Source organism: Cobetia sp. (assembly GCF_983723665.1).
Window position 1 is genome coordinate 21,538 of the sequence record NZ_CFDJES010000047.1, and the last position, 1,574, is coordinate 23,111.

Annotated in this window: 1 protein-coding gene; it reads right to left on the bottom strand. The window is 63.2% G+C overall.

Features of this window, described 5'->3' with window-relative positions:
- The coding region (locus AC4FAH_RS06785) for an NCS1 family nucleobase:cation symporter-1 (RefSeq protein WP_490245797.1) at window positions 1-1,467 on the bottom strand (1,467 nt) is incomplete at its 3' end.
- Between the last annotated feature and the right edge of the window lie 107 nt (window positions 1,468-1,574).

Consider the following 1,574-nt stretch of genomic DNA (forward strand, 5'->3'; position numbering starts at 1 on the left):
CTTCTGGCGCACCCCGGCCGGCACATAGATGCGTGCAGAGGCGGCATCTCCCAGCCAGTACCCCGAGAAGATGCCATAAAGCCCTGCCGCCATCAGACCGCCGATGAACAGCGTGAAGTGGGTGATGTCGCCCAGCGGCAGGAAGCTGATGATCAGCGTCACCGCCGAGGAGACCAGCAGCGCCTTGACCGCCGCGACGTTGACGCCCTTCTCGAAGAAGTACTCGCCTTCCGCGCTGTCGGTGAACAGCGCCTTGGTGTTGATGCCGCCCTTGTTGACCAGATAGTGGTCAAACAGGATCACGCCATACACCGGGCCGATGGCCGCGGCGAGGATGCCCACGGTGTACTGGATGATCTCCGGGTTGTTGAACAGATTCCACGGCGTGATGAAGATGGAGCCGACGGCGGCGAGCATGCCGCCCATGCGCCAGCTGATGCGGGACGGTGCCACATTGGAGAAGTCGAACGCCGGGGACACGAAGTTGGCCACGATGTTGATGCCGATGGTCGCCAGCACCAGGGTCAGGATGCCCAGCGCTGCCGCGACGCCATTGTCGATGCGGGCGACGGTCTCCATCGGGTCATGCAGCATCTCGCCGAAGATGGGCTGCGTGCCGGACACCACCACCACGGTGATGACGGCAAACAGCAGGAAGTTGACCGGCAGGCCCCAGAAATTGCCGCGCTTCACATCCCCGGGGGTAGCGCAGTAGCGCGAGAAGTCCCCGAAGTTGAGCGTCGGCCCCGCGAAGTAGCCCGCCACCAGCGCCGCGGCGATCACCATCTGCCACAGGGCGTCGCTGCCAGAGAGCGTCTTGCTGCCCAGCGTGAAGCTGATGTTGTCCCAGCCGGCCTGCCAGACGATCCAGCCCGCCAGCGCGAACATCACCACATAGACGGCTGGCCCGGCGAAATCGATGAAGCGCCGCACCGCATTCATGCCCCACCAGAACACCAGCGCCTGCAGTACCCACATGAACAGGAAGCAGTACCAGCCCAGCTGCGAGAGCCCGAACAGCTGGGTCTCGGTCAGCCCTTCCAGCGACGGCACGTAGCGCAGCAGCACCAGCATCAAGGCATGCGCCGCTAGATACGTCTGGATGCCGTACCACACCACCGCGATCAGCCCGCGGATGATCGCCGGAATGTTGGCACCATGGATGCCGAAGGACTGACGGCAGACCACCGGGAAGGGCACCCCCGTCTGCTGGCTGGGCCGCGAGATCAGATTGGCGAACACCTGCACCACCAGAATGCCGACCAGCATCGAGACCAGAATCTGCCAGCTGGCCAGCCCCAGGGTGAACAGACTGGCGGCAAAGACGTAGCCACCGACGCTGTGCACATCGGACATCCAGAACGAGAAGATGTTGTACCAGCTCCAGTTCTGCTCGCAGGGGGCGAGGTCCTCATTGATGAGCCGCTTGCTCGCGTTGCTCAGATCAGGGGGAGTCTGGGGTGTCATTGTTGTCTCCAGAGGGGCTTGTGGGCCATGGGCCAGTCACGAGGCGTCATGCCTCGCCATACCCTCCCCTTATCAACAAGCGTGCCAGTGAAACACTTGTTGCGGAT